The sequence below is a fragment of the Okeania sp. SIO3B5 genome (genome assembly GCF_010692555.1).
In the GTDB taxonomy this organism is placed as follows: domain Bacteria; phylum Cyanobacteriota; class Cyanobacteriia; order Cyanobacteriales; family Microcoleaceae; genus Okeania.
Genome location: NZ_JAAHHG010000008.1, coordinates 28,250 through 45,942 on the forward strand (window position 1 = coordinate 28,250; position 17,693 = coordinate 45,942).

Genomic DNA, 17,693 nt, shown 5'->3' on the forward strand with positions numbered 1-17,693 from the left:
ACTTCAATTATATAGCAGGCAGTAGCAGGTACTATCCTCACTTCGATTACAGTATCCACAACTACAGGTATGCATGATTTCACTCATTGATAAGTGACAAATACCATCTTTTAAAGGGGCTTTATAGACTGATTCCTTTGAATATATAACTACATTCCTACCTTGAGTTTTATTCTTATACTTTGGTATTTTGGGTTTACCTAAAAACTTTTGTGGATATTTTAACCATTCTTTTATAGCTTGAAAATAGCTACGCCAAGTGGCAACCAAGCATTTTATTATTTGTTTTGATACTTTAGTTGGCAAGGCTCTATAAGCATCGCTATCTTTGGTGGCGTGGTACAGTTTAGTTAGTGAGAGACTTTTACCAGTACAGAAAAAATGCTGACGACAGTTATAGTTAGCCAAGTTATATAGGTTTTTTGACTTAAAAGCTAACTCATCACACACCTGCCAAAAGTTATGTGTTCGTCTAATTATATGTCTGTCAACAACTTTCATGGGTCTGTCTACTCAAATTTTGTGGCCCTCGCCCGTGATTACTATAATGCTCGAAATCATTCATTACCTAAATTTACGTTTTCTATTAACTTGTTTAATATTACAATACTTTTCTACGTTTGACAACTATTTTCTACAGTTTAAGTTTAACAGTTAATAACCCTTAATCCTGACGTTAACTATTATTTGATCGAGGAGCAGATTTTGAACTATAAACCAGATCCAATAGATACTTCCAAGGTAAATCTGACAACAGAACATTTAAAAATCACTGAATTACTGGCTAAAAATACCCATGAAATTTGGGCAAAACAGCGAATTTCTGAAGGTTGGAAATATGGAAAAAATCGAGATGATGCCCAAAAATTACATCCTGGTTTAGTGCCTTATGAAGAATTGCCAGAGTCAGAAAAAGAATATGACCGCGTTGTTTCTATGGGAGTAATTAAAACTCTTTTAGCCATAGGTTATCGAATAGAAGGAAGCGAAACTACTACTGAAAAAACTGCTACAGTTGATGATAGTAATTTATCCTTAATTTTAGAAAGTTTAAAAAAATCATCCCAACTAAATTTAAAAAGTTTACAAACAATTCGTCGAGAAACTATTAATCTCCATTTGCGTTACCCAGAAATTTTTCGGATTTTGGGTGAATATATCCTGAAACTTGGGGAGCCATTAATGGCTTATGATATTTTATCGGAGGGGTTAAAAGAATGGCCGAATGATATCCGTTTACAACAACTTTTAGCTTTGAGTTTAGCTCGCAGTGGGGCAACTCAGCGGGCGAATAATTTATTATTGGAGTTAGTAAACTCTGGTAAAAATGATGAGGAAACTATTAGTTTGTTAGCCAGGACTCACAAAGACTTGTGGCAGCAAGCAAGCTCTCCAGAGGAAAGTGCCCAACAAATAGCATTGGCAGCTCAACGATATCAACAAGCTTATCAAATGAGTGGGGATTATTATCCGGGGATAAATGCTGCGACAATAACAATGTTGATGGGAGATGCTGAAACAGCAAAGGCGATCGCTGTTGAAGTACGGGAAAAATGTTTGGCTGAACTCCCACCAGTTTCTCAGAGGAGTGAGAATAACTACTGGTTACTAGCAACTTTGGGAGAAACTGCTTTAATTTTGGGGGAAAATTCTGAGGCAGAAGATTGGTATAGTCAAGCTGTGAAGCAAAGTAAGGGTGGATTTGGGAATTTAAGTTCGACTCGTCGTAATGCTACTTTAATCCTAGAATATCGACAAGGAGATATTAATTGGGTTAAAAATTGTTTGCCTATTTCTAGGGTAATTAACAGCTTGACATAATCTATGGTTATCTAGTATTATCTATGATAATCTATCTTTGATTTTATGCTACTAGGATTCAAAACTGAGTTACATCCTAATAATCGTCAAAAAACGTTACTGGCTAAACACGCTGGTGTAGCCCGTCATGCTTATAATTGGGGACTATGGTTAACTAGGAATATTCTTAATCACAACTCTAATAATCCTGAGAGTAAACTTAAATTTCCTACTGCTATTGATTTGCATAAACTTTTAGTAGCAATGGTTAAACCTAATAACTATTGGTATTATGAAGTATCTAAAACAGCACCCCAATATGCTTTGAGATATTTATCATCAGCTTGGAAGCGTTGCTTTAGTAAAGTGTCAGCTCAACCTAAATTCAAGAAAAAAGGTAGAGATGATAGTTTCACTTTAGATGGTTCAATATCGGTAGGTTTTAATCGTATAAAACTGCCTCGAATTGGATGGGTAAAAACATTTGAAATCTTGCCAGATAATGTTACCCCTAAATCTGTAACTATAACTAAAAAAGCCGATGGTTGGTTCATTAGCTTCAAGATAGAAACCGAGACTCAAGTCACTGAGAAATCAGTTGATGTAGTTGGTGTAGATTTAGGTATAAAATCTCTAGCTACGTTATCTACTGGTGAGGTTTTTGTTGGTGCCAAATCTTACAAAAAGTTAGAATCTAAACTATCACGACTGCAATATCTAAACCGACATAAAGTCAAGTTTTCGTCTAATTGGAAAAAAGCGCAACTCAAGATAGCTCAACTGCATAGCAAAATAGCCAATATCAGAAAAGATACATTACATCAATTAACAACTTATTTGGCTAAAAACCACAGCAAAATAGTAATAGAAGACTTAAATGTATCAGGCATGATGGCAAATCACAAGCTAGCTAAGGCTGTTGGCGACATGGGTTTTTACGAGTTCAGAAGACAGCTTAAATACAAATGTGAGTTATACAGTTCTGAGCTAATCATTGTTGATAGATGGTTTCCTAGTTCTAAGACTTGCAGTAGGTGTGGAACTGTTAAAGAGTCTCTGTTTTTATCAGAGCGCGTCTTCAATTGCGAACACTGTAATTTTAGCTGTGATCGAGACTTGAATGCAGCGTTAAATTTAGCTATGGCGGTCAGTTCGACCGTGACAGCTTGTGGACTGGATAACGCCGACGTTGCCAGAATGAAGCAGGAATAGAACAGATCATCATAGATTTCTATAGATTATCGTAGGTTTCTAAGAACGGTAGTAGTATTTAGTGGTCACATGATTGATGAGCCAGGGCGCACAATACCTAGATTTCCGCCAGAGATAGAATCACAGGTTTATGAGGCAATTCGCGATCGCCTAATTCAGTTAGATGCTCGTTTGGGTTATGCTTCAGCAGCTTGTGGTAGTGATATTTTATTCCTTGAAGCTTTGTCTGCATTGGAGGGGGAGACTCATATTGTCTTGCCCCATGAGCGAGAAAATTTTCTGAAAGAATCTGTTGATATTATCCCTAATAGTAATTGGCGACAACGGTTTGAGCAAGTTTTGGAAAAAGCGACAGAAGTGATTATTCCAACTCATTATAATCTTGAACAAAGCAATATTGTCTATGAATACACAAATAGGATACTCTATGGGTTGGCAAAAATGCGGGCACAACAGTTAGATACAGAACTTATACCAATGGCTGTTTGGAATCAACAAATTGGTGGGATAGGTGGTACAGCAAAGGCTGTAGAATTTTGGCGACAATGGAACAATAATGTGGAAATAATTGATATTCAGCAGATTTTAGAATCTGTGATGACAAAGAAAGTAGAGATTGTAAATACAGTATCTACAATGCCAACTTTCTTGCAACTAACTTCTACCCCAGAAGACGAAAATCATTTAATTATGGCGTTGTTATTTGCAGATGTTAAGAGTTATTCTAAGTTGAAGGAAAACCAGATTAGTCTATTTGTAGAACATTTTCTTGGTGCATTTGCCAATTTTGAAGCTAAATCTTCTTATAAACCAGTAATGAAAAATACTTGGGGAGATGCTTTATATTATGTATTTTCTCATGTCAGGGATGCGGGTTTATTTGCTTTGGAATTATGCAATCTTGTTCAGAGTACAGATTGGGAAAAAGTAGGGTTGCCGGCAAGTTTGAATTTACGGGTAGCGTTACATACAGGGGTGGTTTATAAATATACTAATCCCATCACTGGGATGACAACTTACAGTGGTACTCATGTGAGTTATGCTGCTAGGATTGAACCTATTACGCCACCAGGAAAGGTTTATTCAAGTCAAGCGTTTGCAGCGATGGTAGCTTCAGAGGGGGTTAAGGAATTTACTTGTGATTATGTGGGGCAAACTTCTTTGGCTAAATCTTATGGTACATTTCCTACTTATCATGTGCGACGTTATGGGGGTGGTTTTTAATAATTAATAATTAACAATTAATAATTAATAATTAATAGACTTCTCCGGAAAAGAGGGAGTAGGGAGTAGGGGGAAAGAATTAATGATTTATGCACTATCATTGATTTGATTTTTAATTATCACCAGATGTCTAATTATTACCTCTTCTTAAAACAGATAGGATTGGTTGACAATAATTAATTATTAACAATTAATAATTAATAATTACCTCTTCTTAAAACAGATAGGATTGGTTATACCAAATTGATAAATTTTTGCTACAAATAGCTTAGGAGAGGCTTTCAACCTTTATTTTTCGGTAAATACTTTTTAAATTGTTGATTTAGGTTTGATTAAATAGAAAAATATACAAACCCAAAATGTTAAACTAGGCAAAAACAAAGGCAATAAGATTGCAGAACTAATATAAATTTGTAGACTAGCTAAACTATAAATTATATTTAATAAAAATAGTAATAACCAAATACTTTTTTGTTTGTACCCTATAGAATAATTTTCTAATATTAATACTATTCCTTTCCCTAACACAATAGCTACCCCAATTAGCCATAAATCAGGAATAGGTATAACTAATCTTTGGTTCAGGAAATGATGAACCATATAAGCATGAATTTCTCCTCCTGTAAATGCCCTACTAGGATTAGGCGGTTGCTTTTCAGAACGCCAGTAACTAACAGCAGCAGGTAAAGGAAAATGGTCTTTTCCTCGCATAAATTGTGCATCTTTATATCCAGCAGCAATAATCACTATTGATGGAAGTTTTTCTAGTTTAGTTGTGGCTAATAATTGGTCTTTGCTACTTTCCAAAAGTTCCCAAGCTGGTAAACGAAGAAAAACTACTTCTGGAGGAATAGAAAAATCTATAATTGGATGCAGCCACATTTGCCCTAATCGATAAGAAAACTTAGTTAAAGGTTGTAAGCGAGATGAGCTAGAAAATAATTCCAAAAAATGTTTACCTGCAGTATGAACAATCTGAGGTTGCAGCCAATTCTCAGATTGTTGCGCGTTGAACACATGAGCAACTGCTAACAGATAAGCAAAGGGCAATGGTTTTTTAGCGGAATATTTCCTTGGTAGTAGTGTTACATGGGTAACGTAACGGCCATAACCTAGTACGCGAACATTTCCTTGTAGTCGCCAGTTAGGAGAAGCTAGCTCTGGTAATACTTCAAACCAACCACCAGAAAGATTCTGGGATGTAGCAAATACAAACCAAGTATTTTGTTTTTCTATTGATGAGCGTAAAGTTTGGGCTAGCTTTGTATCATTTTTGGGTTGATAGCGGTCAAAAAGATAGTCAAAACCAATAATTTTGGTGTTGATAGTTATCAGTTTATCGACAATTTTAGCAATATAACTACGATCCATTGGTAGAGGATCGAATATTTTGGCTTTTTTTAGGGAATCTTCGTCAATTTCCACTAACAGCACAGGCGGTGTATTTTTCCTCTCAACTTGATTGGTAAATTGACGATACATAGCTTGCACTAATACTCGCTTTTCAATCAAAAAACGTTGAGTTGACAATTGCCAACTAAATAAAATTAATATACTTATAGCGATCGCTTCTAAAGGTCTAAAAATAATTCTTTTTGCTTTCTTCTGTAACTTTTGTAAAGGTTCAACTTTTGGCTTACTCTTAAGAATAAATTCCTTCATATCCTTAGTTACTGGAGGCTGCTTAGATTTTGTTATTGCTAACTGTAACCACTCATAAGCTCTCGTATATTCACTTCCCCGCAGCAGTAAATCTATAGTTTTATTTCTTTGGTTCCATTCCAACGCCTTATGCAATATTTTAGTATGTTCCCGCACATATTCTCTATCTATATTTAAGGTTCGCACCAACTCAGTAAAATTAGCAGAAAAGTCTCCCCCATACTGATTAAAATCTAACCATTGCACTTTTGCTAATTCTGGATGTAATTCCGCAGGATTAACTTTTCGATGCAATACTGTCACAAATCGTTTATTTAAACTTTTGGCATATTCGACTTCATCAGCACAATAAGGAGAATTTACCGACTCTGGAGAAATAATAAATAAGAAATTATCCGACTGCTCAATTCCACGATAAATTTCTTGTTGAAAATCTGTGCCTGTAGCAATGCTTTCTTGGTCAAACCAAGTAGTTTTTCCCTGAGTTTGTAAAGCATCATTTAACTGTCGAGCAAAATCTGAATCTGCTCTGGAATAAGAAACAAAAACATCTAAAACTAAATTAGGTGGTTGTTTAGCACTTTCTGTAATAAATTCTGTTTGTAAATCTGTGGGTAAATTAGCCGTTCTATTCCCAGCTAATTCCAGCCAACTTTGATATTGTTCGAGATTATAACCCCGTAATAAAATACTAGGGTTACGATTTTGTTCAAGCCATTTCAAAGCTTTGACTAATAAAATTTTATGTCGTTGATAATAAACAGCTTCTGACTTTAATTCTTTCAGGAGTTTATCTATTCCTTCTGGCTCTGAGGCAGTAAAATCAATCAATTGTAAATTACTTATTTGCGGAGGAATTTTTGTTAAATCTGTGGGAGAAATTAAGATAGGAATAATTCGTTTATTCAGACTCAAAGCATAAGTTAATTCCTGTTGGCAATATTCAGATTTTATGGCTTCAGGAGACAATAAATAAATTAGATTATCCGCTCCAGCAATTCCTTGATTAATTTCTATTTGAAAATCTTTTCCAGTTTTAATATCGGCATGAGAACTCCAGACAGTAATTCCTGAACGCATCAAACTTTTCCTGATTTGCTCCATGATACTTTTATTTGCTTCAGCAAAAGCCAGGAAAACTTGAGTCATTAAATTATTAGCATTTTTATCACTTTCACAGATAAATTCACAATGTAAATCTGTAGGAATACAAGGGGGTTGTTCTTCTGTAAATTTAATCTTTAACCATTTTTCTGCTTGTAGACGTTCTTTTCCAATTAAGAGATAACGAGTTTGTTTTTGATTCTTCTCCCAGTCTAAACCTTTAACTAAAATCTTAGTATGTTGTTTGACATAATCTTGGTGACGATTAAATAATTCGATTAAGTCAGTTAAACTTTTGTCAAAATTATCAATATTTTCTCGAAAATAAACCCAGTTAATTCTACCTATTTCAGGGTGCATATTGGGAAAGCTGGAATGTTTACCTTTTTGTTGATAAATCTCCCATTCTTCTAAAGTTCCTTGAGGATTTCGTTGTTGCCAAATTTCATAAGTAATTTGTTCGACGTGAAGCAGGGGAATAATTCGTTTATTGTATTTAATAGCTAATTCTATTTCTTTGAGACAGTAGGGAGAATTAACAGAATGAGGGGCAATAATAAACAGAAAATTATCAGCTTTTATGATGCCATCATCAATTTGATTTTGAAAGTCTACTCCCAGAGGAATATCATTTTGGTCAAACCAGATTTTTAGACCATTTTCTGTGAGTTTTTCATAGAGTTTTGTGGCAAAAGATTTACTGTCAGCACGTCCGTAAGAGATGAAGGCATTGTAATATTCTAACATGATTTTATGGATTGGTAATTAGATTTTTGGAATGGGAATTTTTATCCCTAATTCATTAATTAGAGCTTGCAACTCTTGCTTGAACAAGTATTGACGTGAGCTATTGATGCCACCACTATCACAATGTAATTTTGATTTTTCTTGAAATAATTCTTTGCTAAGAGGTCATCATAGTTACTAATTTTTTTCAGTTGCCTTGGCCAATTCTAGAATATTATGTATCCTTTATAAATCTAACCTTTCTCTACATCAAATTGCCTAGTCATTGTGAAAAATTTTAATATTACTTGAATTTGTGATACTTTAAGACCAATTTCCTGTAAAAATAATATCGATTTCCTAAAAAGATAAAATTATCTATGCAAATTCAAACACCAGAATGGGTAAAACACGCTGTATTTTACCAAATATTCCCAGACCGTTTTGCCAAAAGTCAACCACCTACCCAAACTAGAAAAGGTATAGACAAAGGTTATTATCCTTCTACCCTAGAACCTTGGGATGAACCTCCTACTCCTCAAGGTTACAAAGGTGGCAACCTCTGGGGTGTCATCGAACAACTTGACTATATTCAAGACTTGGGTGTCACTGCTATTTATTTCACCCCTATTTTTCAATCAACTTGTAACCATCGCTATCATACTCATGACTATTACCGAGTCGATCCAATTTTAGGGGGTAATGAAGCTTTAAGGGTATTAATAGATGCTGCTCACGATCGCAATATTAAAGTTGTTCTAGATGGAGTTTTCAACCATGCTAGTCGGGGTTTCTATTTCTTCAACGATATCTTGGAAAACGGCCCCCACTCGCCCTGGTTACATTGGTTCAAAGTTGAAGGTTGGCCTCTATCTGCTTATGATGGCAGTTTACCTGCTAATTATGTGGGGTGGGTAGGCAACCGTGCTTTACCTGTATTTAATCACGATAACCCGGAAGTGAAAGAATATATTATGCAAGTTGGGGAATATTGGTTAGAGTTTGGCATTGATGGTTGGCGGTTGGATGTGCCGTTTGAAGTTAAGACTCCTGGGTTTTGGCAAGAATTTCGCGATCGCGTCAAAGCTATTAACCCAGAAGCTTATATTGTGGGTGAAGTCTGGAGTGACTGCGTGCAATGGTTGGATGGTACTCAGTTTGATGGGGTGATGAATTATTTGTTTACTGGCCCGACTATTGCTTTTACCGCAGGCGATCGCGTGGATATTGACCAAGTTAAAGGTTGTGACTATTCAGCTTATCCAGCTATATCTGCTGTTGAATATGGTCAAAAAATGCAGGAGTTGCTACAACTCTATCCGTGGGAAATTGAACTAACTCAACTGAATTTATTAGACAGTCACGATACAGCTAGAGTTTTGAGTATTGCTCAAGGGGATAAAGCAAGTGTTGAGTTAGCTACTCTATTATTAATGACATTTCCTGGCGCTCCTAGTATTTATTATGGTGATGAAGTAGGTTTACCAGGGAAGTTAGATCCTGACTCTCGTCGTAGTTTTCCTCCTAGGGAAAAGTGGGATGCTCAAGTTCTGGAATATCACAAACAGTTGATTGCTATTAGAAATCAATATTCTGCTTTGCGTACTGGTAGTTATGAGGTTTTATTTGCAGAGGGAAATGTGTATGTATTTGCTCGCATTTTAGGAGATGAAGAAATTATTGTGGCTATTAATAGTGGTACAGAAGTAGCGAAGGTAAATGTTCCTGTTACTCAGTTTAATTCTCAACCTAGTAAAATTGTTTATGGTAGTTGTGAAATTTTATGGCAAGAAGAATCTACTCAATTAGAATTAAATTTATTTCCTAGAAATGGCTCAATTTTAGTTAATAATTAATTGTATTATAGATTGACAAAAGTAGTTAATTATTGTAAGCATTTCCTGCGGAATGCTACGCAAACAGCTGTCAGCTCTCAGCAAAAAAAGAGAGTTTTAATGAGTATAGACTGTTGAGCGCCAGCTTTTATAGTAAAATTTAATTCAGACTGAATTAGTAAAGCTTTTATCTCAAACTAAAAACAATAGCTGATTGCTGATTGCTGATTGCTGACTGCTTACTAATTATTTTCTTGTTTTAAGAGGTTATTTGTCAACAAAAGAGCGAGTAGGGTGTGTGACGGTACGCTTACCATATTCTCGAATAATGGTCGGTTTGACTGTCACGCACTGCGTGCTGAATGATAAACTAATATCATGTTCGGTTGAATAGTTATGATTAAGATATAGATGGAAGAGATATCTCAAACCCCTGAGATTGCTTCCTTCCACTCCGTTACAGTCGCAATGACTTTATAGTTAGTGTTTATCCGAACATGATATAATAAAGTAATTGATGAACAGAAAAATTTTCATTATGACCGAAAAAAATTGGTCTCAAATTTCCCCTTTTAAGGGGAGAAAAAAAAGAGAATATTCCATATTTCAAATCTCTTGCTTAAGCTAGAAATACTGATAACTGATAACTGAAATGACAATAGCACCCAATATCCCAGAAATTTTACCAGCCACTGATACCTCAGCAACTTCAGAAACAGACCAAGAATTTAATTGGAGAAACTGTTGGTATCCAGTCACATTCATTCAAGACTTACCCAAAAACCGCCCTTATAGTTTTTCTTTGTATGATGAACCTCTGGTTTTATTTAGAAATAACGATGGTAAATTAATTTGCCTGACAGACGTCTGTCCTCACCGTGCTGCTAAACTCTCAGACGGACAAATAATTGACGGTAAAATCGAATGTTTGTACCACGGTTGGCAGTTTGGCAATGGAGGGGAATGTTTACATATTCCGCAGTTACCAGCAGATGCTAAAATTCCGGCAAAAGCTTGTGTAAAATCATTTCTTGTGACAGAAAAACAAGGTATGGTTTGGATGTGGGCAGGAGAAGCAGACATAGCAGATGAAAATAGTATTCCCACTTTACCAGATTTAGAAAAACCAGGATTTGTTGGTTCAGAGAAGGTCTCAGAATTACCTTTTGACCAAGGTTTTTTTATTGAGCAAGTGTTAGATCCAGCTCATATTCATATCAGTCATCATGGTAGTCAAGGAAATCGTAAAAATGCTCAACCCCTAGAAATGGAAATTCTTGAAAGTTCGATCACGGGAATAAAATCTAGATTTCGAGGCACTCGTAACCCTAATGACTTTTGGAGATATCTCACATTTTTTGCCCCTAACTTGGTACTATTGAATTTTTCCATTGGAGAAAAGGGTTGGGTGTTTGGGTTGGCGTTGTATTCGATGCCAGTGGGTAAAAACCGATGTCGGGTTTTGACGCGTAGTTATCGCAACTTTTTTGGGTGGAAAACGAAAATAACTCCCCGGTGGATGATACATTTAGGTCAAAGTAAAATTTTAGAGGAAGATTTGCCACAGGTTTTAGGACAGCAAGAATATATTGAAAGGACGAAAAAAAGCTTGAAGGAATTATATTTGCCTCTGAAGAGTTCCGATACTATTCTGTTGGAATACCGAAAATGGCTCGATCGCTTTGGTTCATCTCTACCTTATTATCAAGGTTATGCTACTTTTAAGACTGGGGAAAAGTGCGGTAAGATTGAGAAGGAAGATGTATCAATGGCTCGATATTATCATCATACTCAATTCTGTAGTTCCTGTAGTCGTGCCCATAAAACAGCTATTCGGGGGAAACAGACTTTTGTGGGAGTGGCGATCGCTCTAGCAGCTTTAGCAATAATTACAGAAGATTTTACCATTAAGTTGTTGATGGTTTCTGTTTCTCTATTAAGTGTGGGTTTAGCGGTTGTCGCTGAGAAGTTAAAAATTAGGTTTGAACGTTCTTATAGTAGGCATTAGACATCTCCAGAAAAGAGGGAACAGGGAACAGGGAACAGGGAACAGGGAACAGGGAACAGGGAACCCACCCGTAACCCCTCCCATGAGGGGAATAATTGATAATTTCTGGGTAAGAATTGATTTTATTTTTGATTTTTGGAGATGTCTATTAAGAAAAGAGATATTTTCAAAAGTCTAATATCATGTTCAACAGTTCTAAATGGAATTAAGTTGGGAGTCGGAAGTCAAAAGTATAGGAAAATTTTCCTATTCCAGTAGGTTAGGTACTTTGGTATTATAGCACTACGCAAATAGGTTATATCATGTCCGGATAATTAGGGATCAAAAAACTTGTTCCTACTTATATTAGTTTTCATCCTGGTGAAGTACATCAATGATCCCCTGCGCATCCCCCTTTTTAAGGGGGACTTCCAGTTCCCCCCTTTTCAAGGGGGGTTAGGGGGGATCTCCTGATATCATGTCCGGTAGCATCGGAGCGTGTATAAAATCAAGGTGACACTCTTGAGAAAACCTTCTGATTAAAGTAGCTAGGATACACGCCAAGATTAAAGATTCAAGAGGAGACTACACCCATAAACTGACAACCCAACTAATTAGAGAAAACCAAACGATAGTAGTTGAGGACTTGGCAGTAAAAAACATGGTCAAAAACCACAAATTAGCTAGGGCTATCAGTGATGCTAACTGGGGAGAAATAGTCAGACAGCTAGAATACAAAGCAGAATGGTATGGAAGGGAGTTAATCAAGATTGATAGATATTTTCCGAGTTCAAAACGTTGTTCTAACTGTGGTCATGTAGTAGAAAAATTACCTCTAAAGATTAGAGAGTGGGATTGTCCTGAGTGTGGTAGTCACCATGATAGGGATATAAATGCAAGTATAAACATTTTGGCTGCTGGGCTAGCAGTGTCAGTCTGCGGAGCGACCGTAAGATCTGAAGGGAACAAATCCCAGAGGACAGGTGCGATGAGGCAGAAAGCCCCTAACAGCAATGCTAGGGAATCCCGCGCTGTCTCGTAAGAGCAGCGTCGGGAGGATGTCAAGAATTTGATTTATTAATTAATTACGGAGAACTCAGGAGTCAGGACTCAGGACTCAGGAGGGAAGAAAGAAGCAAGAAAGAAGAGGAGGAAAAGGAGAAAGTTTTTTTGGTCGCGTAAGCGGAACGGAGTTCTATCGCGCTCTTCTCCGGACAATATATAGTGTTTTCCAGGCTAATGAAGTACACCTATCTTTATTTCTATTCTATTCTCTATTCTCTCTATACCTGTTCCCTGTTCCCTGTTCCCTGTTCCCTGAAACCTAGAATTTTGTACCTTACCAGTATGGGAATTGCTATATAACTGATTCAAACCTCCAATATTTTGCTGTAATATTTCAAACCATCCCAGATTCCTGCTGTGCCTGGATAAGGACTGTGATAAACATTGTCCATTGTTGCGATGTGTTTTACCAGTTTCGGTTCCGCATTTCCTACTGCAACACTTTTGAGTCCGGTTTTGAACAAAGATAAGTCATTGAGAGAATCTCCTGCTGGAATTACATTGTCTGTATTCAACCCTAATAATTCAATGAATTTCATCAGTGTAGGTCCTTTAGAAACACCTTTAGGCATTACATCTAAATAAACATCAGCAGATAGAATACAATCAAATCCAGCATCAAACACTTTTTGAACCGTGCTTTCTTGGAGTTTTTCTGGTTCGTAATAGTAAGAAACACGCCGTGGGCCACTACATTCTTGAAGTTCTATTCCTGGTTCATTTGCCATCATTTCTTTAACACGATCGCTGGCATTTCCCCAAATTTCTTCAACCCATCCTTGTATTGATTCTAAAGGTTCTAGAGTTTTACCATGAACTATTGTTGTACCAACATCGCCAATAATATAGTCAGGATTAGGAAATTTTGAATCTTCACATAAGCTTTGCACAAATTCCACGTCTCGCCCAGTGACGAACACTAAGAGTAGGCGATCGCGATGTTTTTGCAGATATTCGTAAAATTCTGCTCGTTGTTCATCTGAGCCTCCTAAGAAAGTTCCATCTAGGTCTGTTGCTAGTATCAAGGGATAATCAGAACACATTTTTTCTTAAAACAGTTTTCAAGGGCAGCTACAAGGTACAGCAAATATTTGTCTATATAATTAATATTTAACTGCTGTCCTAATTTTTAATATTTCTCTAATATCTCTAACTGACCCTGACCTGACGGTACAGCGCGGGACTTATTGCTCCCCCAAACCCCAGGGCTAATTCTTTGTCATCAGAAAATATTAACAACTCTATATTTCTATATTTTTGGTTAACTAATCCTAGCAAGATGTACGAAATTTCAAAGGATACAATTTTTCTCTAGTGATAATAAATTGACCCTATCCTCAAACCCCCTATCAAGTTAAATCAAGTTAAATATTGATAAGACCCACTAGAATTGAAAAAGAAAACATTCCCTCGGGTTTGGACAATTGCCTCGTTAGGCCATCAGAAAAAACAATACGAATAGTACAATTTTAAGAGAAAATTATACTAGCGGGACTTTAGCAAAAAATGCCTTAAAAATAGTTTTAAACCCTTGCTGTGTAATGCTTTAACGTCAAAATAGCCTATTTATTGATATATCTAGATTTGAGCCATTTTTAGCCAGAGCAACGTGTTTTCCTTGCTACCGTTGAGTTTGAAGCCATTTTCAGTCTAAAAAATATCAAAGTCCCGCTAGCAATCTCAAATATTATGATTTAAGGAGAGATAAATTAATGATATATAGCCGTAAATTAGCAAAAGCTCTAGCCCCAATATTTATCTGCTTATTACTACTAACATCTGCTTGTGGCGGAGCAAAACAACCAAGCCGTTTTGACCAGGCCCAAGAACAAAGCAAAACAGAACGTCCTTCCCAAGCCGAACAAGTATCTGGCGGTAGTCTCAACAAATTCTTTCCATCATCAAGTGGCGACTATAACCTAAACTATGCTCAAGAGAAAAAAGGTTTTGCTCAAGCAAGTCTCAAAAAAGGTGGTCAAGAAGTAGCAGTCATGTCTATCAATGACATCTCCGCTTCCCCTGCTGCAGCCAACAAATTCCAAAACAGCAGCAAGGAAATAGGAGGATATCCAGCAGTTGAACAAGGTGAAACTACCACTGCAGTATTAGTAGATAATCGTTTTCAGGTAAAAGCTCAATCAAAAGACCCCTCATTTACCCCCAGCGATCGCGAAGCATGGCTACAAAAATTTAATCTAAGTGGCCTATCAAGTCTTAAATAAACAATTCTGCCCTTAAACTTCAATAATATAATCTTCCTCTGTTATAGCAGTACACGCTGGTATATTTAGCAATTGCAGGAACTACTCAATAGCTAAAAGTCTCATAAGATTTTCTACCGAATGCTTGCGCAAAAAGTTTTTTATTCCCCCTATTGCCTGTTACTTATTGCCTGCGCAAAGCGCTATAACTTTCAAATGTTAACTTTTTACTGAACCAAAGGAGCAACATACAAATGAGTAAGCCAATTTTTGAATTAGTAGATGAACTGCCCGAGGACAATCTGACAATTAAATCCCTACGCGCCTTAGATTTTATTGTTCCTGGAGAATGGGATAACTTGGTAGGATTTGAAAATACCATCCGCACTGTCACAGGGGAAGACGACGAAGACCTAATTCAGCAAATAGGCGATCGAGCCGTAATTCTATTCAATGACAAAGCTCAAGGATATCAACGAGCTTTGTGGCTCTACCAAACTGTTAGTGGAGCAGGTCGTGCTGTAGGTGCAGCTACCCTAGCTAATATGGTTGGTAACAAAATTCCTCTGGTCGGAGGTTTGTTAACTAGCCTCACTCCTAAACCAGGAAAAGCCCAAACTATCGATCTATCTCTAAAAGTAGTGGCAGAATTATTAGGTTTTTGTTCTATCAATGGCATTCCCGGAGATAGTATTGGTGACTTTGTAGGAGCTTTGGGTGATTATAGTGGGGAATCTTTGATGCGATTAGCAGCCTTAGTTTGTTTTGATGGTTTAATTCCCCTTGGGCCAGACTTTTTACAAGCAGTTTCAGAATGGATCGAACGACTCTCCCCCTCAGATCTAGAAGAAAATGAAGGTTTCAGGGAAATGGAAGATGCTATTCCTGGAGATAATAAAGACAGTAAGTTAGGCTTTATTGGGGAAGCTTTCGGCTCTGTTTCTGGCTGGATGGGAGATTTTGTCAGCGATCGGGGCATTACTCCAAATAATGTGGCCAATAGCCTGCAAAGTTTCGTAGAATTTAGCGATGATAAATTGGATTATTTGGCTGCATTCCTAGATGTGAGTACCAATTATTATGAACATACAGGAGTTCAAACCCTGGCTCGTCGTTTAGTAGAACGAGCTTATGCAGAAATTTAATTAAGGAAGCATTATGGCTGAAGAAAAAGAAGCTAAAAAATCTGAAACTAAGCCTGCTGGAGGCAAGGTAAAAAAAGAAAAGCCCCCTGCTGTGGAAGATAAACCTTTTGCAGAGTTTATACAGCAAGATTATTTGCCAGCTTTGCAACAAGCTCTGACTGAGCAAGGTATTGACGATCTTGACCTGAATCTAGTTAAACAAAAATTACCTATGGTTGGCCTCAGTTCATCTGAAGAATGTTGGCAAGTGATGGGTAAGTTTAAACAAGGCCAGCGTCAGTTCAATGTTTATTTCCCGAAAAAGGATATTAAAGGCCCTAGAGCTTTTTCTTGTGCAGATAATGGAGCTAAACCTGCTACTCTGGAACCTTTTTTAATTGATGAGCGTAAAATTACTCTGGGTTTATTAGTGTTTGGCGTGATTCAACGTCTTAATGCTCAAAAGTGGCTCAGTTTAAATTAGAAAGTTAGAGCTGATTGATAAACTGAACTGAAACTCTTATGCTATCTAGGTCTGTCTCTGCTCTAACTAACTCGCTGCCCATCGATCTCGAATAATTTCGTAGAAGTCCACGTCTGTTTCTAGCAAGCAGGCGTGACCACTATTTGGCAGAATAACCATTTTAGCTTCAGGCAAATACTTGACTAAAAACTTAGCTTGTGATATAGAAGGCAAAAGTCTATCGGCTGCGCTAGCAATAACTAATACAGGTTTTTTTAACTTTTCTAGTTGATTTTTGTCTACCTGAAATGAACGCATTAACTCTAATCGCCAGATTGAGGTCTGTTGAGAAACTGACTGCATGGCCTCTAATAAGGCTTGACGTTCTGCCCTTTCTATCCGGCCAAGAGCTGCTAAAAATGGTAAAGTCCCTGTCACCGATAATTTATATAAATGGCTTGGTAGGTATTGAGTTAGATATGAGCCATATTTGACTAAAGGTTGTTGACTGAATGAGGAGGCTGAATTGACTAAAATTAGCTTGTTGAATAATTCAGGAGCAGTAAAAGCAACTTTTAGGGCTAGACATCCACCAAAAGACTCTCCACATAGGTAAACTGGCCTTCCTGGTATTGCCTGTCTTTCTATTTCAATCAACTCTACTGTCTTTTCTAATAACTGCTCCCAGCTCGATAGATCGTTGGGTGGGATACTCAGACAGCGAAGGTCAAAAGCAGTTGATAATCTGGACTGTTGTGATCGCAACAATTGACCTGTTCCATCCATAGCAGGCAGGAAAATTAACAGAGGCAATTCCGGTCTAGGTGTAGTTGGCCTTAAAAAACTAATTTGGCTATTTCCCACTTGCATGATTGAATACAATTGACATTCTCCCGACGATGCTCTAGGAAACAACGCGGGATTCCTAACCATCGCTAATATTGATAATTTAATAATTAGGGCTTGCTGATTAAATATCACGCGCATTGACTGATATTGGTTTTAGCCTTTTTAGGGCCTTTAAAAAGTGCGCCTGTTTCAGCAATTAGGTAGACAGTCACCATCTAAAAATGAAGGCATACTTGTATAACTCTCTTCTATTTCTATTATTTCTATAAACATTATTCCATATTCATAACACAACTGAGCTATTCTTTCTTTCAGTCTAGCTGTAGGTAATTTCTCATTTAGCTTTTATTCTATATATTAAATTTTTTTGTTTTTACTATCTACCTATCTATCTAATTATTACTTAAGATTCCCCTAGTCTGACTTAACTAGCAATATAAT

General features: G+C 36.9%; 12 protein-coding genes and 1 pseudogene. 9 read left to right on the forward strand and 4 right to left on the reverse strand.

Features of this window, described 5'->3' with window-relative positions:
* Positions 1-3 precede the first annotated feature (3 nt).
* Complete coding sequence (locus tag F6K54_RS02095; RefSeq protein ID WP_293073799.1) at positions 4-501, reverse strand: hypothetical protein; 498 nt, start codon at positions 499-501, stop codon at positions 4-6.
* Positions 502-705: 204 nt separating this feature from the next.
* On the opposite strand from F6K54_RS02095, the gene F6K54_RS02100 reads away from it, so the two are divergent.
* From F6K54_RS02100 to F6K54_RS02110, 3 genes are all read left to right on the forward strand, one after another.
* A complete protein-coding gene (locus tag F6K54_RS02100; RefSeq protein WP_293073802.1) occupies positions 706-1,821 on the forward strand; it encodes a TRAFs-binding domain-containing protein in 1,116 nt (371 codons plus the stop codon).
* Between the two features lie 45 nt (positions 1,822-1,866).
* Positions 1,867-3,012, forward strand: a complete 1,146-nt coding sequence (locus tag F6K54_RS02105) for a transposase (RefSeq protein WP_293073805.1) — start codon at positions 1,867-1,869, stop codon at positions 3,010-3,012.
* A 69-nt stretch (positions 3,013-3,081) separates the two neighbouring features.
* Entirely contained in the window at positions 3,082-4,236 is a 1,155-nt protein-coding gene (locus F6K54_RS02110) for an adenylate/guanylate cyclase domain-containing protein (RefSeq protein WP_293073808.1), read from the forward strand.
* 309 nt (positions 4,237-4,545) lie between these two features.
* Here F6K54_RS02110 and F6K54_RS02115 read toward each other — a convergent pair whose 3' ends face one another.
* Positions 4,546-7,749, reverse strand: a complete 3,204-nt coding sequence (locus F6K54_RS02115) for a TIR domain-containing protein (RefSeq protein WP_293073811.1) — start codon at positions 7,747-7,749, stop codon at positions 4,546-4,548.
* A gap of 359 nt (positions 7,750-8,108) precedes the next feature.
* On the opposite strand from F6K54_RS02115, the gene F6K54_RS02120 reads away from it, so the two are divergent.
* From F6K54_RS02120 to F6K54_RS02130, 3 genes and pseudogenes are all read left to right on the forward strand, one after another.
* The gene (locus tag F6K54_RS02120) at positions 8,109-9,584 is read left to right on the forward strand and encodes a glycoside hydrolase family 13 protein (protein ID WP_293073814.1); all 1,476 of its coding nucleotides are present in this window, start codon (positions 8,109-8,111) and stop codon (positions 9,582-9,584) included.
* Between the two features lie 631 nt (positions 9,585-10,215).
* Complete coding sequence (locus F6K54_RS02125) at positions 10,216-11,571, forward strand: Rieske 2Fe-2S domain-containing protein (protein ID WP_293073817.1); 1,356 nt, start codon at positions 10,216-10,218, stop codon at positions 11,569-11,571.
* 520 nt (positions 11,572-12,091) lie between these two features.
* Positions 12,092-12,592: pseudogene (locus F6K54_RS02130) on the forward strand (RNA-guided endonuclease TnpB family protein); the annotation flags it as partial.
* Between the two features lie 328 nt (positions 12,593-12,920).
* On the opposite strand, the gene F6K54_RS02135 reads toward F6K54_RS02130, so the two are convergent.
* Positions 12,921-13,658, reverse strand: coding sequence for an HAD-IIB family hydrolase (locus tag F6K54_RS02135; RefSeq protein WP_293073819.1), 738 nt, complete (start codon positions 13,656-13,658; stop codon positions 12,921-12,923).
* Positions 13,659-14,327: 669 nt separating this feature from the next.
* On the opposite strand from F6K54_RS02135, the gene F6K54_RS02140 reads away from it, so the two are divergent.
* From F6K54_RS02140 to F6K54_RS02150, 3 genes are all read left to right on the forward strand, one after another.
* The gene (locus F6K54_RS02140; RefSeq protein ID WP_293073822.1) at positions 14,328-14,837 is read left to right on the forward strand and encodes a hypothetical protein; all 510 of its coding nucleotides are present in this window, start codon (positions 14,328-14,330) and stop codon (positions 14,835-14,837) included.
* Between the two features lie 233 nt (positions 14,838-15,070).
* Positions 15,071-15,961, forward strand: coding sequence for a hypothetical protein (locus F6K54_RS02145; protein ID WP_293073825.1), 891 nt, complete (start codon positions 15,071-15,073; stop codon positions 15,959-15,961).
* A gap of 13 nt (positions 15,962-15,974) precedes the next feature.
* Complete coding sequence (locus F6K54_RS02150) at positions 15,975-16,424, forward strand: DUF2996 domain-containing protein (protein ID WP_293073828.1); 450 nt, start codon at positions 15,975-15,977, stop codon at positions 16,422-16,424.
* A 66-nt stretch (positions 16,425-16,490) separates the two neighbouring features.
* On the opposite strand, the gene F6K54_RS02155 is transcribed toward F6K54_RS02150, so the two are convergent.
* Positions 16,491-17,273, reverse strand: coding sequence for an alpha/beta fold hydrolase (locus tag F6K54_RS02155; protein WP_293073853.1), 783 nt, complete (start codon positions 17,271-17,273; stop codon positions 16,491-16,493).
* Between the last annotated feature and the right edge of the window lie 420 nt (positions 17,274-17,693).

Bases quoted from the DNA above. Each gene is read 5' to 3' on its own strand.
- F6K54_RS02125 (WP_293073817.1), top strand. From the start codon at position 10,216: ATGACAATAGCACCCAATATCCCAGAAATTTTACCAGCCACTGATACC.
- F6K54_RS02140 (WP_293073822.1), top strand. From the start codon at position 14,328: ATGATATATAGCCGTAAATTAGCAAAAGCTCTAGCCCCAATATTTATC.
- F6K54_RS02155 (WP_293073853.1), bottom strand. From the start codon at position 17,273: ATGCAAGTGGGAAATAGCCAAATTAGTTTTTTAAGGCCAACTACACCT.
- F6K54_RS02110 (WP_293073808.1), top strand. From the start codon at position 3,082: ATGATTGATGAGCCAGGGCGCACAATACCTAGATTTCCGCCAGAGATA.
- F6K54_RS02105 (WP_293073805.1), top strand. From the start codon at position 1,867: ATGCTACTAGGATTCAAAACTGAGTTACATCCTAATAATCGTCAAAAA.
- F6K54_RS02145 (WP_293073825.1), top strand. From the start codon at position 15,071: ATGAGTAAGCCAATTTTTGAATTAGTAGATGAACTGCCCGAGGACAAT.
- F6K54_RS02095 (WP_293073799.1), bottom strand. From the start codon at position 501: ATGAAAGTTGTTGACAGACATATAATTAGACGAACACATAACTTTTGG.
- F6K54_RS02120 (WP_293073814.1), top strand. From the start codon at position 8,109: ATGCAAATTCAAACACCAGAATGGGTAAAACACGCTGTATTTTACCAA.
- F6K54_RS02135 (WP_293073819.1), bottom strand. From the start codon at position 13,658: ATGTGTTCTGATTATCCCTTGATACTAGCAACAGACCTAGATGGAACT.
- F6K54_RS02115 (WP_293073811.1), bottom strand. From the start codon at position 7,749: ATGTTAGAATATTACAATGCCTTCATCTCTTACGGACGTGCTGACAGT.
- F6K54_RS02150 (WP_293073828.1), top strand. From the start codon at position 15,975: ATGGCTGAAGAAAAAGAAGCTAAAAAATCTGAAACTAAGCCTGCTGGA.